The sequence below is a fragment of the Paenibacillus hamazuiensis genome (assembly GCF_023276405.1).
Lineage (GTDB): Bacteria > Bacillota > Bacilli > Paenibacillales > NBRC-103111 > Paenibacillus_AF > Paenibacillus_AF hamazuiensis.
Genome location: NZ_JALRMO010000001.1, coordinates 5,876,459 through 5,892,317, shown reverse-complemented (window position 1 = coordinate 5,892,317; position 15,859 = coordinate 5,876,459). Strand labels below are relative to the sequence as shown.

General features: G+C 54.6%; 13 protein-coding genes. 10 read left to right on the top strand and 3 right to left on the bottom strand.

Translation table 11 applies throughout. The features are described from left to right. The first annotated feature begins 179 nt into the window (after positions 1-179). Positions 180-4,244, top strand: a complete 4,065-nt coding sequence (locus MYS68_RS25600; RefSeq protein WP_248928560.1) for an S-layer homology domain-containing protein — start codon at positions 180-182, stop codon at positions 4,242-4,244. Between the two features lie 473 nt (positions 4,245-4,717). Here the strand turns inward: MYS68_RS25600 and MYS68_RS25595 are convergent, their stop codons facing one another. Continuing rightward, complete coding sequence (locus MYS68_RS25595; RefSeq protein ID WP_248928559.1) at positions 4,718-5,920, bottom strand: MFS transporter; 1,203 nt, start codon at positions 5,918-5,920, stop codon at positions 4,718-4,720. 219 nt (positions 5,921-6,139) lie between these two features. Between MYS68_RS25595 and MYS68_RS25590 the strand changes: the two genes are divergently transcribed. The 3 genes from MYS68_RS25590 to MYS68_RS25580 all read left to right on the top strand — a co-directional run bounded on the left by MYS68_RS25590 (position 6,140) and on the right by MYS68_RS25580 (position 8,374). Continuing rightward, positions 6,140-6,529 (top strand): DoxX family protein, encoded by a 390-nt coding sequence (locus MYS68_RS25590; protein ID WP_248928558.1) that lies wholly within the window; start codon positions 6,140-6,142, stop codon positions 6,527-6,529. A gap of 193 nt (positions 6,530-6,722) precedes the next feature. After that, a complete protein-coding gene (locus tag MYS68_RS25585; RefSeq protein ID WP_248928557.1) occupies positions 6,723-7,055 on the top strand; it encodes a PadR family transcriptional regulator in 333 nt (110 codons plus the stop codon). Further along, complete coding sequence (locus MYS68_RS25580; RefSeq protein ID WP_248928556.1) at positions 7,052-8,374, top strand: FtsW/RodA/SpoVE family cell cycle protein; 1,323 nt, start codon at positions 7,052-7,054, stop codon at positions 8,372-8,374. The genes MYS68_RS25585 and MYS68_RS25580 overlap by 4 nt, the downstream gene beginning before the upstream one ends. 93 nt (positions 8,375-8,467) lie before the next feature. On the opposite strand, the gene MYS68_RS25575 is transcribed toward MYS68_RS25580, so the two are convergent. Next, positions 8,468-9,343, bottom strand: coding sequence for an AraC family transcriptional regulator (locus MYS68_RS25575; protein ID WP_248928555.1), 876 nt, complete (start codon positions 9,341-9,343; stop codon positions 8,468-8,470). Between the two features lie 197 nt (positions 9,344-9,540). Between MYS68_RS25575 and MYS68_RS25570 the strand changes: the two genes are divergently transcribed. The 6 genes from MYS68_RS25570 to MYS68_RS25545 all read left to right on the top strand — a co-directional run bounded on the left by MYS68_RS25570 (position 9,541) and on the right by MYS68_RS25545 (position 14,530). Continuing rightward, positions 9,541-10,335 (top strand): phosphotransferase enzyme family protein, encoded by a 795-nt coding sequence (locus tag MYS68_RS25570; RefSeq protein WP_248928554.1) that lies wholly within the window; start codon positions 9,541-9,543, stop codon positions 10,333-10,335. After that, a complete protein-coding gene (locus MYS68_RS25565) occupies positions 10,332-10,550 on the top strand; it encodes a hypothetical protein (protein ID WP_248928553.1) in 219 nt (72 codons plus the stop codon). The genes MYS68_RS25570 and MYS68_RS25565 overlap by 4 nt, the downstream gene beginning before the upstream one ends. An 82-nt stretch (positions 10,551-10,632) precedes the next feature. Then, positions 10,633-11,406: an NUDIX domain-containing protein gene (locus MYS68_RS25560; protein ID WP_248931011.1), complete on the top strand. Its 774-nt coding sequence runs from the start codon at positions 10,633-10,635 to the stop codon at positions 11,404-11,406. A gap of 283 nt (positions 11,407-11,689) precedes the next feature. Continuing rightward, positions 11,690-12,247: a cysteine hydrolase family protein gene (locus tag MYS68_RS25555; RefSeq protein ID WP_248928552.1), complete on the top strand. Its 558-nt coding sequence runs from the start codon at positions 11,690-11,692 to the stop codon at positions 12,245-12,247. A 13-nt stretch (positions 12,248-12,260) separates the two neighbouring features. Next, positions 12,261-13,091 carry an ammonia-dependent NAD(+) synthetase gene (gene nadE / locus MYS68_RS25550; RefSeq protein ID WP_248928551.1) on the top strand — a complete coding sequence of 277 codons (831 nt, stop codon included), beginning with the start codon at positions 12,261-12,263 and terminating at the stop codon, positions 13,089-13,091. Further along, positions 13,088-14,530 (top strand): nicotinate phosphoribosyltransferase, encoded by a 1,443-nt coding sequence (locus tag MYS68_RS25545; RefSeq protein WP_338043614.1) that lies wholly within the window; start codon positions 13,088-13,090, stop codon positions 14,528-14,530. Before nadE ends, MYS68_RS25545 begins: the two co-directional genes overlap by 4 nt. 608 nt (positions 14,531-15,138) lie before the next feature. Here the strand turns inward: MYS68_RS25545 and MYS68_RS25540 are convergent. Continuing rightward, the gene (locus tag MYS68_RS25540) at positions 15,139-15,738 is read right to left on the bottom strand and encodes a TetR/AcrR family transcriptional regulator (RefSeq protein ID WP_248928550.1); all 600 of its coding nucleotides are present in this window, start codon (positions 15,736-15,738) and stop codon (positions 15,139-15,141) included. Between the last annotated feature and the right edge of the window lie 121 nt (positions 15,739-15,859).

Genomic DNA, 15,859 nt, shown 5'->3' with positions numbered 1-15,859 from the left:
ACCATGTCAAAAAATACCGAAAATAAAGGTATGGCTTCTCCTTAGCTATATCCGGAAAGGTAGAAACGTTACGGCCAATAGCAAAAGAATCGAACATTGAGAGAGGGAACAAGGATATGAATCCGGTGAGTAGAATATGGAAGTTAATTTTAGGTTTGGTCATCGTGGGGGGGCTACCTTTGTACCTAATCGACAAAGCGTTTGCCGCCCCTCCAACGTCCACGATTGTAGTTGCTAACAACAATCTGGGTATCGGCAAAACCTCGCAGGTGACGATCACCTTCTCGGAAGCGGTGATCGGATTTGCTATTACAGACATGACAGCGGAGAACGGCATCCTAACCGACCTCGCAACTTCTGACAACACCACCTATACCGCAACCTTGACGCCTGCCGCAGGCGTCGTCGACGACAGCAATATCATCACGCTCGACAATGCGCTCGTGACTGATAAGAGTGGCAGCAACGCGGGGACCGGCATCACCCAATCTAACAATTATTCCGTCGACACGGTGCGGCCGACGGTGACCACGGTCGACGTACCGGGACCCGGGATGTACAAAACGGGAGACAACCTCGACTTCACGGTAAACTTCGGCGAAAACGTGACGGTAAATACGGCGGGAGGCACGCCGCAGATGCCGCTGACGATCGGATCAAAGGTAGTGAATGCCGAGTACGTATCCGGTTCGGGGACGAGTGCGTTGGTGTTCCGCTACACAGTGCAAAGCGGCGATCTGGATTCCAATGGAATCGCCGTAGGCACCCCGCTGAATGCAAACGGCGGCACGCTGCAGGACGGCGCAGGCAACGATGCGAACCTGGCGCTGAACAATATAGCCGACACGACGTCGGTATTAGTCGAAGCCGTTCCGCCGGTCGTCACGGGCGTAGTGGTGCCTTCGAGCGGAACGTACAAAACAGGAGATACAATGGGTTTCACAGTGAGCTTCAGCGAAACAGTGATAGTAAATACGGCGGGAGGTACGCCGTATTTACCGCTGACGATCGGATCGACGGCAGTGAATGCCCCTTATGTGTCTGGTTCGGGTTCAAATGCACTGACGTTCCGCTACACGGTGCAGAGCGGAGACAACGATGCGGACGGCATCGCCGTAGGGGCCGACCTGAGTACAAACGGCGGCGTGCTGCGGGACGGCGTGGGCAACAACGCGAGCCTGACGCTGAACGGCGTGGGCAGCACGGCGGCGGTGCTGGTGGATGCCGCGGCGCCGGAGGTCGGCAGCGTGAGCGTGCCGGCGAACGGGACGTACAAGGCGGGAGACAATCTCGACTTCACGGTAAACTTCGGCGAAAACGTGACGGTAGACACAACGGGAGGCACGCCGCAGCTGCCGCTGACGATCGGATCGACGGGAGTGAACGCTCCATACGTGTCCGGTTCGGGGACGAGCGCGCTGCTGTTCCGCTACACGGTGCAGAGCGGAGACCTTGACGCGGATGGGATTTCTGTAGGTGCCGCCCTGGGTGTAAACGGCGGTACGCTGAGGGATAGCGCAGGCAACAACGCGATCCTGACGCTGAACGGCGTGGGCAGCACGGCGGCGGTGCTGGTGGATGCGGCGGCTCCGGCGGTAACCTCGGTCGGCGTACCGGCGAACGGGACGTACAAAGCGGGAATGTACCTCGCCTTTATTGTGAAGATGAGTGAGCCCGTTGTCGTGAATATGGCATCGGGTACAGCTCCGACGATTGATCTCAAGGTGGGCGATACGATCGTCAAAGCCGTTTACGAAAGTTCACTTGATTCGACGGAGCTGCTGTTCCGTTATCAAGTAAGGGTCCAGGATCAAGACGCCGATGGCATACAGGTGGTATCCACCGCCATTGACCCATCCGGAGCAACCATTAACGATGCGGCGGGCAATCCGGCGGATTTGACGCTGAACCATATCGGAGCTACGCAGGGGATCATGGTCAGCAACACTCTGACGGTTGCGTTAAGCCATACAGGTTGGACGAATCAAAGCGTAACGGCAACAGTGTACAGCGATTCCGGCAGCCGGGTGCAGTACAAGATCGGAGAGTCCGGAGAATGGACCGATTACAGCGCGCCGGTCGTCGTCGAACAAGAAGGGATAACGGCTTTCTATGCCAGAGCCGCGGGCTCGGACAGTGTCGGCGAAGCGGTTTCCGCCGAAATCAAGATCGATAAAACGGCGCCGGTTTTGACCTTGGTCGGGGACGAAACGATTACTTTATATTTGGGCGACGATTATGTCGAGAAGGGAGCTCTGGCATCGGATTCGCTTTCCGGCATCTCTCCTCTGTCCGTTACCGGTTCGGTGAATACCGGAAAAATCGGAACGTATCCGATACACTACAGCGTCGCCGATCTGACCGGAAACCAGGCTCAGGATAAAGTGCGGACGGTGAAGGTTGTTCCGAAGCCGACAGGACTTCGTTTCAATTCCGCGGCCTATTCGATAGTCGAAGGGAATGAAGCGGCATTCCAGCTGATTATCGGATATTCGGACAATCAAGAAATCGATGTTACGAAACAAGGGGCAATTCAAATTGCAGATCCTGAAATTGTCGGATTATCGTCTATCGGTAAATGGAAGGCTCTAAAATACGGCCAAACGGTTGTGACGGCAGTCTATGACAATAAAACGGCCAGCGCGACGGTAACGGTAGCCCCTGCGCTCAAAGGCATATCTTTTGCAGAACCGTCTTACCGGGTTGAAATCAACAAGGATCAGCAAACGGCGGTGAACGCAGCCTTCTCCGACGGTTCGATTTCCGAGATTACCGCGCTCTCCGAATTCTCGCTTTCGAGCGAAATCGCCACCATATCGGAAGCCGGCAAAATTACAGGAAGAGCCGTCGGCACCGGCGTGTTGGAAGCCACCTATGGGGGATTGAAAGCCCAAACGCAAGTCACCGTTTACAAGGACAAGAGCAACAGATCAACCGGTACGGGAAATAAGGCCGATACCCGGCAAGCGAAGGTTGAGGTGGGAACCTCACAAAGCAGGTTTGAAACAATAAGTGTTCAGTTCGAAATAACAAGAATCTGGCTCGGACAGCAAAAAGCCGACCAAGTGATTATGAGCGGCAAAGGAATGGAAGAAGCCGCGGCAAGCATGCAATCCGGGCAAAATACGATGCGAATCGTCATTGATGGCTTGCCGGAGGATCCGGCGGATGTGGTGAATATCGTATTGCCGGCCCGTTCAGCGTCTATTTTGGCAGAACGATCGGTAACCCTGGAAATAAAAACGGAAAATGCTGCGGTCACCGTTCCGAACGATGCGCTTAAAGGCCTCTCCGGGGATCAGGACTACTACTTTAACATAGCTCCGGTCAAAAAAGACGAAGAACGGCAGGCTGTGAAAGAAAGAATCGTAAATGCGGATGAAGTCCGTGCCGTGGCCAAAGCGGGAGACGTAGAGGTGCTCGGTACGCCGATGAACATTGAAACGAATTTGCCTAAAGTTCCGGTCAAGGTCACTTTTCCGATTGACGGAGCCGCCATTCCGGCTGATCCGGCTCAAAGAGAGCTTTTCTTGCAAACCTTGAGCGTCTTTATTGAACACTCGGACGGCGAGAAGGTGCTGCAGCGGGGAAAGATCGTTTTCGATGTGAACGGCTATCCCTCAGGCATACAAATTCAAATCGACAAATTCAGTACGTTTACGATCGTTTCGATAAAAAATGAACCGCTGCATCGCGAGCCTTATATACTCGGCTATCCGGACGGTACATTCAGACCGAATGAACCGGTGACCAGAGCGGAAATGAGCGTTATGTTATCCCGCTTGCTGCAGAAATCGACGGAGAAGAAGACGGCAGCGTCAGATTTTTCCGATGTCGATCCGAACTACTGGGCCGCTGAATCCATTCAGTGGGGTCAGGCAGCGGGCTTATTGTCAGGTTATCCCGACCAAACGTTCAGACCGAGCGCCCCGATCACTCGCGCTGAAATGACTTCGATTATAGGGAAGTGGCTGAAGCTGGACAATAACCCGTCGAAACCTTCCTTTAAGGATACGGCGGGACACTGGGCCAGCGGGCAAATTGAGGCGGTGTACCAAAAAGGGATTATGACCGGTTACGAAGACGGTTCGTTCGCACCGGACCGGTCTTTAAGCCGGGCGGAGGCCGTTGTGATCATCAACCGTATTTTGCATAGAGTACCGCAGGCAAATGTTTCCGTTCCAACATGGTCGGACGTGCCCCCCGATTTTTGGGCCTTCCCTGATATCGAAGAAGCATCATAATCGGCCAGTTGTTGAAGATCCGCTCTTTCGATACAAAGAGCGGGTCTCATTTTTTTGCCAGGGCCGGGTCGAGCAAATTTTGAAAGTCGTCGACCAGGTAGCGGGAAGGTATGCGGAAACTCCGCTTGTCGTAAGCTCCGTGTCCGGACATTTGGAAATCGAGGATTTTTGCGATATTGACACTCTTGTCGCATCAACACCGGGTATGCCCCCCCCCCCCCCCCGGGGGGGGGGGGGGGGGGGGGGGGGGGGGGGGGGGGGGGGGGGGGGGGGGGGGGGGGGGGGGGGGTGGGGGGGGGGGGGGGGGGGGGGGGGCGCATCAACACCGGGTATGCCCCCCCCCCCTGCTGAAGCGATGCCGGGGGGAGCGAGGCCCCCCCCCCCCCCCCCCCCCCCCCCCCCCCCCCCCCCCCCTCCCCCCCCCCCCCCCCCCCCCCCCCGGCTGCTGAAGCGATGCCGGGGGGAGCGAGGATTTATGATCTGGTGGAAGCTTTGCGTTCCGGCAAATAACAGGCGATGCCGAGAATCAATGCCAGTCCGACCAGTATGGCGCCGACCCAAGGAAGCGACGTCAAGGGCAAATGAATGATGACCATGCCTCCGATGAAAGCGCCGGTCGCGTTGCCTAAGTTGCCGGCCGAGTGGCTCGTGGTGGATGCCAGTGCCGGCGCCGATTGAGCCAGACTCATAATTCGCACCTGCATCCCCGGGAATACGGCAAAGGAAGCCGCACCCCAAAGAAAGATCGTTACGACCGCGGCGACCGGATGATGTACGGTCAAAGTAAATGCCGTCAGGATCGCGCAGATCGCAAAATAAATGCCGAGGATGGAAGGCATGAGCTTCCAGTCCGCCAGCTTGCCGCCGATCATATTGCCGGCGGTGACACCGCAGCCGAACAAAATCAGGATCCAGGTGACGCTGTGCTCGGCAAACCCGGTAATTTGTACAAGCAGCGGTGTAATGTAAGTGAACACAGAAAACAGTCCGGCGTTACCCAGTACCGCGATGAGCAGGAAAACGAGCAGCTTGCGGTTCACCAATGCCGCGAGCTGCTGAAAAGCGCTTCCCGGCGGATGCTGCCTAACATGAGGGATAAAGACCAGAATGCCGATCAGCGTTACGGCGCCCATTATGGCGATCGAGCCGAACGAGGCTCGCCATCCCATATGCTGGCCGATATATGTGCCTATTGGAACACCTATAATATTCGCGATGGTCAGGCCGGCCATCATCATGGACACCGCACCGGCGCGTTTGTCGGGGGAGACGAGGCCCGCGGCAATGACGGCGCCGACACCGAAGAACGTCCCGTGCGTTAAGGCGGTGATCATCCGCGCGAACATCAGGACGGCGTAATTTGGGGCGACCACTGAAATGACGTTGCCGAGAATGAACAAACCCATGAGCAAGACGAGCAGCTTTTTTTGCGGAATTTTGTACGTAAGCATCGTCAATATGGGGGCGCCCACGGCGACCGCCAGCGCATACATCGTGATGAGCTGGCCCGCGGCTGAAATGCTGACCTGCAAATCATCGGCGACGTTGGGCAGAATGCCCATGATAACAAATTCCGTCATACCGATCGCAAATGCGCCGACGGTTAAAGACAGCAGAGCAAGAGAAGACGAGCCGCCGGCTGTTTTCTCCCTAACGTTCGATTGCAGTAATTCCATAGTTGTCTGTTCCTTTCAACGATTCAATACAGCCTTCACGACCCGTCCGGCCATGGATGTGAGGGCATGCATCTAATTATTCGGGTTTCCGCGAAAATACGCAACCCGATTCGCCAAAAGTTCTAGAAACCTTAACATATCCGTATATGTCAAAAGATGTCGTATTGCCCTGTTACAATGAGGTTATCATGACTAATGTGACAGGAGTGGCGATTCTTTATGGCGAGGAAAAGTTTGAAAATCGGGTTAATGGTGTTGAAGCTGTTGGTATCGGCGAACTTCATTATGGTGGGATCGCTGAAGGTTATCGGAGCGGAGGACGCCGTGAGCATGTTCCTGCATTACGGTTTCCCTGCCTGGTTTTGCGTGGCGGTAGGGCTAGGCGAGGTTGCGGGCGGCATTGGCTTATGGTTTGGAAAAACAGCCAAGTTCGCCTTAGGGGCGCTCATGACCATTATGTCCGGGGCGCTGGTTACCCACATCCTGTTTAAGGAATATACAGGCGCGCTCATCGTTTGCGTTTACTTATTGCTGCTGATCATCATCGCGTTTGCCGGCAGATCGCTGCAAAGCGGGGAACGTCCTGCATTCCTCGACCGGATAATTTAATCCGGCTTACATCTTAATTCAGCTTACATCGTAGGTCCGCCGCTTATGCAGGCGGGCCTTCATTTTTTAATGGCGGTTTAAGACGGCGGGACACACTGGATTTTTCAGCTATATCCATACATAGATTTGCGATGCATATTATTTCGAGGTATAATCATCTTACAGAAAAAGAAAGGCGGTGCTTGCGGAAGATATGAAAATAAGCAAGGAGCTTCTCAAGGGAAGTACCGGAACGTTGATCCTGAACCTGCTCGAGCGGAAGGAGCTTTACGGCTATGAGCTGATCAAGGAGCTTGAACGGGTTTCCGACGGGACGTTTGTTTTGAAGGAAGGCACGTTATATCCCATTCTTCACGCCATGGAGGCGGAGCGATGGGTGGAGTCCTACTGGCAGGAGGCGGAGGGGCGGAACCGCAAGTATTACCGGATCACGGATGCCGGCAGGCGGCAATTGCAGGATAAGAAGCAGGAGTGGCGCCTGTTCCGCAATGCCGTGGACCGCGTGCTGGGGGAGGAGCCGATATGACGGACAGGCATCCGCTTGTACAGGAATACGTGAACGATATTTGCAGGCAGGTTAGGGCAAAGGAGCTGCGCAAGGAGATCAAGCTGGAGCTGCTCAGCCATCTGGACGAGCTGGTCGAATCGCGGAAGGAGCGGGGGCATGACGGCGATGAAGCGGCCCGTTGGGCTCTCGAGCAGATGGGGAACGCCGACGAGGTGGCAAGCGGGCTCAATCGGGTGCACAAGCCGCGCATTCCCTGGCTGCTGCTGGGCTGTCTGGCGCTGCTCGTCGCGATCGCTCTTGTCGTGATGTATGCTGTTGAATTAAGCTATGCTGCCGGACCGCGCAGGATGTATGGAGGAGAGGATCTTTTTCTCAGGGAGACGGTGAATATGGCCCTCGGGGCAGCTGCCCTGTTTGCCGCAAGCCGGATCGATTACCGGAAGCTGCCCGAACTTTCGCGGGTGCTGTATGGTGCGACGGTGATTGGCTTGCTGTCGGCTATCCTGTGGGGGCCGACCGTAAACGGCATGTCCAGTTATCTTGATCTCGGTTCGCTCAGGATCGATTTCGCGGCAATGGCACCTTATCTGTTTATCGCAACGGCCGCTGGTGATCTTAACGGGCGAAAAGACGGCCTGCGCGTTACGCTGCTGCACGCCGCGTTATTCAGTTTCGTTCCGATGCTGCTCTTGGCCAAGGTAAAGGCGATATCCGACCTGCTCATTTATGCAAGTGCATACACGGTGCTGCTAGTTGTTTCGGGAGGCGGCTCGCGGAGAGCGGTGCCGCACATTCTCATCTCGGCCGGAATGCTGCTCGCCTACATCCTGCACATTCCGAACGGCTTCAGCCGCTTTGCCGGTTTTTTTCACCGGCATGAGATGGCAGGCGATGCGGGTTATTTTTACATACAGATCGATGAGGCGGTACGTTCCGCCGGATGGTGGGGACACGGGTTCGCCGCTGTTATGAATAAGCTGCCCGAAATTCATGCGGATACCGTGTTTACCTATATCGTATACAGCTTGGGCTGGTTTGCCGGCGTCTTTGTCCTGCTCGCGGTGCTGTTGTTCTTATCCCAACTGGTCAAAGCTTCTTTGTCCGTGCGGGACCCTTATGGAAGACTGCTCATCTGTGGCTTCAGCTCGATCTTCGCCGTCCAATTCGTCTGGAACATCGGGATGTCTATCGGTGTGCTTCCGATCTCATCGGTGTCTCTTCCTTTCATCAGTTATGGGGGAAGCGGGCTGCTGATCCAGCTTGCCGCAGTCGGAATCGTCTACAGCGTCTACCGGCGAAAAGATATGGTGCGAACGAACTCGCGTATACAAGCGTAGGCCGCCCGGTAACGAATACCTTTAGCCGCATAAAAAGGCAGCGGCCACCGGGACTTTTTTTCGCATCCCAAGCAGCCGCTGCCTTTATCCTCATTATCTCTTCTTCACAACCGGTATCCATATTTCACTTCGGAAAACGGGCGAAGTCACGTCCTTATCCGCATTCCACAGCATTTCCGGGCCTTCGCTCAGCTCGTAGCTCGAGGACGGAAACCACTCGGAATAAATGCGTCCCCAAACGTTTTGCAGCGTATCCGGGAACGGTCCGACCGCTTCGAAAACGGCCCAAGTCCCGGCTGGCACCTCGAGCTGCGAAAAATGCTCCGTACAATCCTTGGTTGTCGCCACGCCGATGTAGTGATCAAGCTCTCCTTTTTCCTCCATCCGTCCTTCGGAAAAGTTCGCAGATGCGCTTAGCAGCCCCGGCGGCTCGACATTGGAAAGACCTTTAAGCATATCGATCGTCTCCATGTCCAAACTTCCCCACATTGCCGCTATTTCCGGATTTACTCCTTGGAATACGATAGGCACCCTTTTCATGATGCCGACAATGCGGAATGCTCCCTTTTCCTCAATGCGATAGTTCATTTCATATCCTCCCCTTATGGTTAACTGGAAGGTCATAGGCGGATACGCTTTAAGCGGATGGCCGTGATGTCTCGCTTCCGACGGCGTAATTCCGTGCAGCTGCTGAAATGCTCTTGCAAATGCATCCGGCGAATTGTAGCCGTATTTGACCGCGATATCGATGACCTTTGCGCCCCCGTCCTTGAGATCGAATGCGGCAAGCGTTAGCCGTCTGCGCCGGATATATTCGGATAACGTGAGGCCGGCAAGAAAGGAGAACATCCTTGTAAAATGATACTCGGAGCAGCAGGCCAGTCTGGCGACTTCTTTAAAATCAATCTCGTCCGTCAGATTTTCCTCGATATATTTCAGCGCGCGGTTCATATGTTGAAGCGAATCCATGGCTATGACCTCCTTAATCCATACGATAGCAGGAATCGGCGTTTTTCATCCGACATTACGTGCACGAATATGACGGGGCTTGAAATGTTTTTAACATACGCAGCTTATTGTTGCAAGAATGGAGGGAAAGGAGTAATTTGGTTGTTATGGAAAAGGAAGATGTTCATTCTAACCGGAAAGCGATGAGGAGGAGAGATATGACCGGACCGTTTCTGATGCACCCTTATGAAGACCATGATATATCGTACAAAATAAGCTTGTCGAAGCAGGCGGCGCTGCAGGCGCTTCAGCATTACGACCTTGACTGGAAGCAAATTCGTTTCAACCAACTGTCCGATACGTGCACTTTTTTCATCGATACGGATCAGGACGGAGCGTACCTGCTCCGCATTTATTCGGGAATGCGAAGTGAAGAGCTGGAATCGGAACTCGACCTGCTTGACGTTCTGAACGAAAAGATGGATGTCCCGCTTCCCAAAGGATTGCCGGCCCGCGGCCGGTCCGCGTGTGTGAGGATAGATCTGGAAAACGGCGCCTCATTTTATGCTGCATTGTTGAGCTGGGTGGAAGGCGAACACCCGAAGCGTGCTCTTACGAATGAGGAGGTTTATCGGGAAGGGATTTTGCTCGCCAAGCTTCACCGGGCCGCCGGGGAATTCGCTGTACCTCCCGGATTCGCGCGCCCTGTATGGGGCGAGGAGAGCTTCAGGCGATCGATGGCCCGTTTAACGCAATATTACGATCGGTTTTTGACGGATGCCGAATTCCGCTTGTATCAGGAGGCGTCCGAAAAGATATTCTCGTGGGTAGGAACATTGGACAAAAGCAGCGGAAGCTACGGAATCGTCCACGGCGATCTGCACCAGGGGAATATCGTTTTTCATAACGGGGAACCGCGTCCGATCGATTTCGGAAGATGCGGCTTCGGTTATTTTCTCTATGACATCGCGCATATGATTTTGGGCTATTTCCGGCACAGAGGGAGATCGTGATCCGCGGCTACGAAAGCGTCAGGAAACTGCAGGAGGGCTGGCTTCCGGCGCTGGAGCATTTTATGGTGATGGTAATGATCGAAAATTACAGCCACCATTCCCCCGACCCGAGGGAAACGCAAAATCTTCAGGAAGAGCAGCCTTATGCGCAGGCGATCATCAAGCATTACCTGGCCGGAAAGCCTTTTTTGTTTAACGCTATAGAAATCGTATAATTTGCTTGACAATTTGCGATTATAATATCATAATGAGAATATCAAATTGATATTATTGATTTAGGCGGAGAAGACGATGACCATGAACGAACCGATGGAGAACGCATCCAACTATACCGCGAGCAAATACCGGACTCCCGACGGAGCGCCGGCCGATATCGTCATCTTCACGATCACGTCGACGGAGAGGAACACGGGGAAAAAGTCGCTTCCGCTTCGTGAGCTCGAGGTGCTGCTCATCCAGCGCAAGCGCTGGCCGTTCGAGGGACAGTGGGCGCTGCCGGGGGGCTTTTCGGCAGAAACCGAGACGATTCTGGACAGCGCGAAGAGAGAGCTGCAGGAGGAAACCGGCGTAAGCGACGTGCATATCGAGTATTTGGGCGTGTACAGCGAGCCGGGACGCGATCCGCGCGGCTGGATCATCTCGCATGCGTTTTTCGCTCTTGTGAACGAAGTTTACTTGGCGAACCGCAGGGCGGCGGACGACGCGGCGGATGTGCGGCTGTTCCCGGTGGAGGAGGCGCTGCGGATGAATCTCGCTTTCGATCACCGGAAGATTTTGCAGGACGCGTTGTCCCAAGTTCGCCATAAGATGCTGACGACGACGATCGCGAAGGAGTTTTTGCCGGACGAGTTTACGATCAGCGAGCTGTACCAGGTCATCCGTACGGTGGTCCCGGATTTCGAGGAGCCGAATTTTATCCGCAAAATCACCTCGACGCAAAGCCGCAAGGGCATTATCGAGGAAGTCCGGGACCTAAGCGGCGAGCCGAAGATGTCCAACCGCTACTCGCAGCGCGCCGCGCAGCTGTACCGCTTTACCGATTACGTGCCTCAGCTGTCCATATACGGCTAGGCATCTCTTTTACCTCTTAATATTGTCATATTGATATTATTAAAATAAAAAAATAAGAGGGTGTTCGAAAAGCGAGCGAAGGAGATTAGGGGTATGCCGAGCGTATCCTTCCGATGCAAGTTTTCCTTCGGAAAACTCTTAGAGCGATAGCGTTCGCCTTTGAGATCGTAAATTAACCTTTATATTTTAGTTATAAATTTACGATCTCAAGAGCGACCGGGAGATTTCCCCTACTCCGCAGCGACGCAACTTTTGAACACCCTCTAAAAGGAGAGCGATGACCATGAAAGCGTTGATTGTCATTGATTACACGGTCGATTTTGTCGTCGGGAAGCTGCCGTGCGGGCAGCCCGCCATCGATATCGAAGGGCGGATCAGCGAGCTGACCGAGCGGTTCGCGGAGCGGGGCGATTTTGTCGTGATGGCGGTAGATCTGCATGACGAGAACGACCTCGCTCATCCCGAGCACCGGCTGTTCCCTCCGCACAACATCCGCGGAACTGCGGGCCGGGAGCTGTACGGGAAGCTCGCCGGGACGTATGAACGGCACAAGGACCGGATATATTGGATGGATAAAACGCGGTACAGCGCCTTTTGCGGGACGGACCTCGAGCTTCGTCTGCGGGCTTTGGGCATTCAGGAGCTACATCTGGTCGGCGTGTGCACCGACATTTGCGTGCTTCATACCGCCGTGGAGGCGTACAACAAAGGCATCGCGATGACGATCCACGAAGATGCGGTAGCCAGCTTCAATCCGCAAGGGCACGAGTGGGCTTTGAGGCATTTTCAGCAAACGCTCGGCGCGCAGGTTGTTCGGGCGGACCAGCCGATCACATTATGAGAGGATGAGCGATATGAGAGACGTACAGCGGCAAATCCAAGAAGAGTTGAAGGTGAAGGAGCATATCGATCCGGCGGTGGAAATCGCAAGCAGGGTGCGGTTTTTGAAGGAATACCTTCTGCATACGGGGGCCAAAGGGTATGTGCTCGGCTTGTCGGGCGGCCAGGATTCGACGCTTACCGGCAAGCTGGCCCAGCTTGCGGTGAACGAGCTGAACGAGCAGCATGGCGGCGATGCGTATACGTTTATGGCGGTGCGGCTGCCGTACGGCGTGCAGAAGGACAAGGCGGACGCGCAGGATGCGATCCGGTTCATAGCGCCGACACGCACCGTGACGGTGAACATCAAGCCGGCCGTGGACGCCGCCGTGCAGCAGTTCGAGCAGGCGACGGGCGAGACGCTGGGCGATTTTCACAAAGGCAACGTGAAGGCGAGGGAACGCATGAAGGCGCAGTACGATCTGGCCGCGCATTACGGGCTGCTCGTGCTCGGGACCGACCATGCCGCAGAGGCGATTACCGGTTTTTTTACAAAGCATGGCGACGGCGCTTGCGATGCTGCTCCGATATACGGGCTGAACAAGCGGCAGGGCCGGCTTTTGCTGCAGGCGCTCGGCTGCCCCGAGCATTTGTATTTGAAAAAGCCGACCGCGGACCTGGAGGATTTGCGGCCGGGCTTGCCGGATGAGGAGGCGCTTGGGCTGACGTACGAGCAGCTCGACGATTACCTGGAAGGGAAGCCGCTTCCGGAAGACGTCAAGCGGCGGATCGAGGGGCGCTACGCGATAACGGAGCATAAGCGGAGAGGGCCAGTGACGATATACGACGGGTGGTGGAAGGCGTGAATTACGATCATTTGGCGCTGCATACGGATAAATACCAAATCAACATGATGTACGCCCACTGGATTCAGGGCACCTTGAACGAGAAAGCCGTGTTCGAGGCTTACTTCCGCAAGCTGCCGTTCGGCAACGGCTATGCGGTGATGGCCGGCGTGGAGCGGATCGTGAGGTACATTCAGGCGCTTCGGTTCGGCGAGGAAGAGATCGCCTATCTGCGGACGCAGGAAGAAAATTACGACGAGCGTTTTCTGGAGGAGCTTAAGGCTTTTCGCTTCACCGGCAATTTGCATGCCGTCCCGGAAGGGACGCTGGTTTTTCCGAACGAGCCGCTTATCCGCGTCGAAGCGAGGGTGTTCGAGGCGCAGCTCATCGAGACGGCGCTGCTCAACTTCATGAACTACCAGACGCTGATTGCGACAAAAGCTTCGCGCGTCAAGCAGGTCGCCGGCGACGACGTACTGCTCGAGTTCGGCACAAGGCGGGCGCAGGAGGCCGATGCGGCCGTATGGGGGGCGCGAGCGGCTTATCTCGCCGGCTTCCACGCCACGTCGAACATGCGCGCAGGCATGATGTTCGGCATTCCGGCCAAAGGAACGCATGCCCATTCGTGGGTGCAGGGGCACGACTCGGAGGAGGAAGCTTTTCGCGCTTATGCCGAATCGCTGCCCGACCAGGTGACGCTGCTCGTGGACACGTACGATACGCTGCGGAGCGGGGTGCCGAACGCGATCAAGACAGCCAAATGGCTGGAGAGCCGCGGCAAGCGGATGACCGCGATCCGTCTGGACAGCGGCGACCTCACGTACTTGTCGCAGCGGGCCAGGGAGATGCTGGATCAGGCCGGGCTGGATTATGTCAAAATCGTCGCTTCGAACGATCTGGACGAAAACATCATTTTCAACCTGAAGGCGCAAGGGGCCCGGATCGATACGTGGGGCGTCGGCACCCAGCTCATTACCGCGGCCGACCAGCCGGCGCTGGGAGGCGTGTACAAGCTGGTGGCCCGCGAGAAAAACGGGGAATACATCCCCGTGATCAAAATTTCCGGCAATCCGGAGAAAGTGTCGACGCCCGGCCTTAAGGACGTGTACCGGTTCGTCGACAAACGCACCGGCAAAGCGGAGGCGGACTACATCGCGCTCGCCGGGGAAGACGATATGCTGCGGGGGGAGAGGATCAAGCTGTTCGATCCGGTCCATCCGTACATTCACAAGTTCATCGAGCACTATGAGGCCGTTCCTTTGCTTAAGCCTATTTTCGCAGAAGGAGAGCTTGTGTACGAGCTGCCGGTGCTGGAGCAAATCCGCGAGTACCATACGGCACAGCTGAAGCAGTTTTGGCCGGAGTATTTGCGCAAGCTGAACCCGGAAATATACCGCGTGAACCTGAGCACGAAAGCCTGGGAGCTGAAAATGGAGCTGATCCGGAAGGCGACAAGCTAGGAGTCTGTCCGACGGATTGGATGTTGTGAATTTTTAGTCAATTGATGTATGGAGGGAGGGGAGGGAATTGCCTCGGAAAGTTTACGGCCGCCTTTGAAATCAAGTTATTACATTGGACTATTTATAATAAAACAACTTGATGAACGGGGTCCCCGCAAAGTATTCGGAATATGCTACATCGATTTTACTTCACTTTGTGGGGTGGAGGAGCGGTGGAGAGGCAATCCCTTACGTGGAATACACGTCATTGAATAAAAATTCACCAATTTTGCTTCGTCGGACAGACTCCTAGGCGCGATGCAGTGAGCCGTCTCCCTGGGATTGCTGTACCTTTACTCATATGTTTGCCACATCGGAATCGTACGTTTCCCAATGTAAAATGGTTTGATTTTATTGGGTGGTTTAGCTGGTTTCACCTTCTGATAGAAGGTGTTCAAAGAGTGAGCGGAGGAGGTTCAGGGGCGTGCTGGAGGAACGACCGGCAGCATTCCCCTACTCCGCGGCGAGACATCTTTTTGAATGCACTCTAATAGGGAAGGGGCCATTGACAATGGCCGGATCAACTCCGTGTAATGACGGTAGACCAAGTTATTTTTACTTCGGTCTACTTACTCACGCTTTAAGCAAAATTGCTGCAGGTAAGTAGAGAAACTGACTATATTCATTTTCATGTACCTGTTGTCTCCGTCCAGCTTGCTCAACATAATGCCACCTTCCAATAACGAAAAGGCAAATGAAGCCAATGCATCCACGTCCAGGTTTCCTTTGAATTCCCCTGTTTGTATCCCTTCATAAATGATCTGCTTCATCATGCCCAAGGCATCGTGTAGACCACGTTGGGCTCTTTCGCGCAATGCGGGATGCGTATCGTCACTTTCTACGGCTGTGTTTTGTAAGGGGCATCCGCCTATGAACGGGGGATTGTTCACAACATCCTCATAAACACGGAAGAATGCCAGCAGTCGGCCTGCTGCGGATTCCTCTTTACCAATCGCTTCGGAAAAACTCCTGCCAACAATACTTGCGGCATAATGAAAGGCTTCGAGGGCAATTTCGTCTTTGCTGCCAAAGTGGCGATAGATTCCTCCCTTTTTGATCCCGGTGGCGGAGATAATATCGTTTAACGACGATCCGGCGTAACCTTGTTGGTTAAAAAGTTGCGCGGATTTCATTATGATATGTTCGCGTGTTTTATCTCCTTTTTTCATAAGTCCTCCCGTACGAGTCACTTTCTGCTCATTCATTATAGCAAATTTTTAGGATTGCACTCTTGCCATCGGCTGGAAATGTGATAAAATTTTAAAAAAGATACCGATCGGTACCTTTTTT